Consider the following 3,698-nt stretch of genomic DNA (forward strand, 5'->3'; position numbering starts at 1 on the left):
CTGTTTAGCTGACGGGATCTATGTCCCACGGGCAGTTACGTTTTACCCCGGCTACCGTTATAATAAAACCATATAAAAAATGGTCAACCAGAAATATTTTCTTATCTGGCTGACCTTATAATACGAATGAGGCAGTTTAATTCAATAAAAACCTATTGATAAGAGAACGCACATTTTAGATATATTTAATTTGTGCGTTCCTTTTATTTGTATAAAAAAATCTTTACACAGTGATGATAATTTTTCCTTGAGCGTGTCCTTCTTCAAAATACTTGAAGGCTTCGGGCAATTCATTTAACGTATAACATCTATCAATTACTGGTTTTACTTTTCCGGTTTCAAGAAGTTCTTTTATATAAATCAGATCTTTTTGGTTAGACCTTTGTAAAAAGCTGCTCATTTTCTTCCCCCCCATCATTGAAAGCCAAGGTCCTAGGACCATGGCTTGGAACAATTGAGATCCCGAACCTCCGACGTGAACAAAATTTCCATTAGGTCTTAATAATCGTTTATAAGCTGAAATCGGTTGATATCCGTTAATACCAAGAATTAGATCATAACTCTGCGTTTTCTTGGTAAAATCTTCTTTTGTATAGTCAATGGCATGATCTGCTCCAATCGAACGCAAAATGTCTAAATTCCTCGTACTGCACACACCAGTTACCTCTCCCCCAAATGATTTAGCAATCTGTACTGCGAAAGTTCCCACACCACCAGAGGCACCGTTAATCAATACCTTCTGTCCGGACTGAATTTTGCCTCTATCCCGCAGACCCTGTAAGGCTGTGACTCCCGCCATAGGTACCGCAGCAGCTTCCTCAAAAGACAAATTAGCTGGTTTTAACGCTAACGCATTTTCGGGAACAGATACATATTCGGCAAAACCACCCCAACCACAACCTGAAAGGTCTCCAAACACCTCATTGCCTGGTTGAAACTGCGTTACACCTTTGCCAACTGCTTCAACATGACCTGCTATGTCACCTCCCGGTATGGAGTATTTTGGTTTTAGAAGACCGAAAGCAAAGCGGGCTAAGAACGGTTCCCCTTTCAAAAGAACCAGGTTACCATAATTCAAGGATGTTGCATGAATTTTTACCAGTACTTGATTGTCTTGAGGAATAGGTTTTTCCACCTCTGTTAATTTAAGAACATCAGGTGGACCATATTTGTTATAGACGATAGCTTTCATAAATATTCCTCCTAAATTTCTTCGAATTTATCCATTTTAATCATTAATAACTAATAAATATGGCTAAAAAACGATAAAAGACCCACTGATTACAAAATAGTAAAGTTCAGAGATAATCAAGACTGGAATGTTGTGAGGATATGGAATATCAGGTTGAATAAAGATTTAAAATGATTAAGTAAAAAATTAGAAGAGGATATTTCTGATATGAGAATGATATATATTTTTTGTTTATTTATTGCATTCTTCATAGGTCTCATAGTTATTTATTGGGGATTAACAAAAGACGAATTAACACTTTCCTTAGTAATATCCCATATTTTTTCAGGAGTATATATATTAGTTTTATCTTTCTTATTGTTTAAGGTGAGAAATAAGAAAAAGAAAGATAGAATTCTTAGCTGGGAAAAGACCCGAAAAAAGGGAGCAATCTCAATAAATTTCTTTAGGGGTGTATTAGCGTTAGGACTGCATCTTGGATTTATTAATTGGACATTAACTTATGAACATAAAGAGGATAACGTAATATTAATATCACTGGTTAGCTTTACTATTTATATTATTGCAGGTGCTTTTATTGGTTATTTTAATTGGACAGTATGGAGAGGGATTGTGAGAATCAAATTAACGAAATCAATCAGAAAGATTAAAGAATTATTGAAATGATTTTTAACTTACAAGACATGTAAGTAAAATTGGTGTTAATTCATTAAAGTGTAAACCCCTTTTGTGGTGGTAAAATGTGCCTAAGATTATTATTGTTTTGATTGATTATTAAAGAATATTTCAAATGAATATATAAAAAGCTTGTTTTGATCAATCTTTTTTCAAAACAAGCTTTTTCTGTTTGTTCGTTTATCTAGATTATTAGTATCAATTTGATCAAACTTTATTCTAAAGCAACACGGAACGTTAAGCATGATTTATATATAAGTAAAGCGCAAGCGCCTTGATTAGCCTCAGGCATGGCATAAGCCAATCAGGAATAGAAGGTGTTTTTTTACCTTCTATTCCTGATTGGCTTAGACCTAAGAGGGACTAGGATCTCGATGACGTGCACTTGTCCATAGTAAGAATTTTATAGTTTCCTAAACGATTAAAAAGACTGTCCGGTGCTCATACACCAAACAGTCAAACAATAGCAACTCCCATCAAGAAGGGGAGCTGCGTTGTTGGTAAATGACTCACTCTATCGCTCTATCAAGCTTCAAGGGTGGGGTATTTTTGTCTCTAAAAGATATGATGGACAACACCAAACTAGCAAATACTATCATTAGCATGAACATTTGAAATATTGTCATCATAAGCATCACCCCTTTCCTGCCGGAGTGACGCTGACCACCCTTGAATTTCCTTAACTATTACCATACAATTATAGCACAAGACAAGAACAAACATTCTATAAAGCTATAATCTATTAAATGATCATCATTTCTCTCATTTCACATGCCGATATTCCTTCAAACGATTCAAAATAGAGACTTCCTGTAATAATTCCTCTCCTACATTCGTTTCTAAAACCTTTTTTCTTTCTAGCTCTTTATCAACCAATCTTTTGACGGATAAGACATCTGTTCCATTGAGAAGAACATCTTCTTTTGATTGAAAATGTTGATGGGCAACAAGCTGCATACCGTAGGAATTGTATAATAATGTGTATCCGGCAATTCCAGTTGTAGATTGATAGGCCTTAGAAAAGCCTCCATCAATGACAATCATTTTTCCATTTGCTTTAATTGGATTTTCTCCGTTAATTTCCTTCACTGGTGTATGGCCGTTTATAATATGACCCTGGTCAGGATCCAGATCAAATTCTACAAGAATTTGACGGCAGGTTTCCTCATCTTCACGTAAATGGTAGTATGGGTTCTTTCTCTCTTTATGGGTTTTCTTATCCTTAATGAAATACCTTTCAAAGGTTGTCATTCCCCTTTTCCCAAATAGTGATGAATATTCTCCTGTCCATAAATACCAGACCATATCTGTTGCAAGATCGTCTGTCTCTTCAGGATGTGCAAAAGAATATCGTAAATAACGCTCAAAAATATCAAGTAAATCACGGCCTGCATACGTTTTATTTTCAATCACCATTTTTTCCATATTTCCTAGTTCATCTAAAGGAATACAACCATGTATTAATAAGTTCCCGTTATATCGCAAATAAAGACTGCCTTTTTTCATAAGAAAATTCATATGTCTGGCGAGCTTTTCTGAATGCTGAACAGAAAATAACAGCTTGTCCATCACTTCCGCTTCTTCCTCTAATAATTGATCAGGCTGCTCTGTATTAATCGTTGCAAAGCATGTATTTTCCAGTGGGTACGTTTCCCCATGAATCGTGATTTCATTTTTATCAAAATCAATTTTCTCAAGCAGCAGCCTTTCTGACATATTAAAGGTCGGACGTCTCTTTATAATAGGACTTTCAAGCTTGAACTGAATCATCGCAATGGCTTGATGAATTTTCGTAATTTGTAATTGATCTGCTTCAGATAGTGGTTCATCT

4 protein-coding genes are annotated in these 3,698 nt (G+C 35.3%); 1 reads left to right on the forward strand and 3 read right to left on the reverse strand.

What is annotated here, in order from left to right; all coding sequences use genetic code 11:
- Positions 1–223 precede the first annotated feature (223 nt).
- Positions 224–1,192: an NAD(P)-dependent alcohol dehydrogenase gene (locus tag K9V48_RS27375; protein WP_224142225.1), complete on the reverse strand. Its 969-nt coding sequence runs from the start codon at positions 1,190–1,192 to the stop codon at positions 224–226.
- Between the two features lie 207 nt (positions 1,193–1,399).
- Here K9V48_RS27375 and K9V48_RS27380 point away from each other — a divergent pair, with 207 nt between their 5' ends.
- Positions 1,400–1,858 (forward strand): hypothetical protein, encoded by a 459-nt coding sequence (locus K9V48_RS27380; RefSeq protein WP_224142226.1) that lies wholly within the window; start codon positions 1,400–1,402, stop codon positions 1,856–1,858.
- Between the two features lie 518 nt (positions 1,859–2,376).
- On the opposite strand, the gene K9V48_RS30215 is transcribed toward K9V48_RS27380, so the two are convergent.
- Positions 2,377–2,502: a putative holin-like toxin gene (locus K9V48_RS30215; protein ID WP_498043137.1), complete on the reverse strand. Its 126-nt coding sequence runs from the start codon at positions 2,500–2,502 to the stop codon at positions 2,377–2,379.
- 127 nt (positions 2,503–2,629) lie between these two features.
- The coding region (locus K9V48_RS27385; RefSeq protein ID WP_224142227.1) for a fructose-bisphosphatase class III at positions 2,630–3,698 on the reverse strand (1,069 nt) is incomplete at its 5' end.

This window comes from Metabacillus rhizolycopersici, from assembly GCF_020075705.1.

Excerpts from the sequence above, each read along its gene's own strand:
- K9V48_RS27380 (WP_224142226.1), top strand. The coding sequence starts at position 1,400 with ATGAGAATGATATATATTTTTTGTTTATTTATTGCATTCTTCATAGGT.
- K9V48_RS27375 (WP_224142225.1), bottom strand. The coding sequence starts at position 1,192 with ATGAAAGCTATCGTCTATAACAAATATGGTCCACCTGATGTTCTTAAA.
- K9V48_RS30215 (WP_498043137.1), bottom strand. The coding sequence starts at position 2,502 with ATGCTTATGATGACAATATTTCAAATGTTCATGCTAATGATAGTATTT.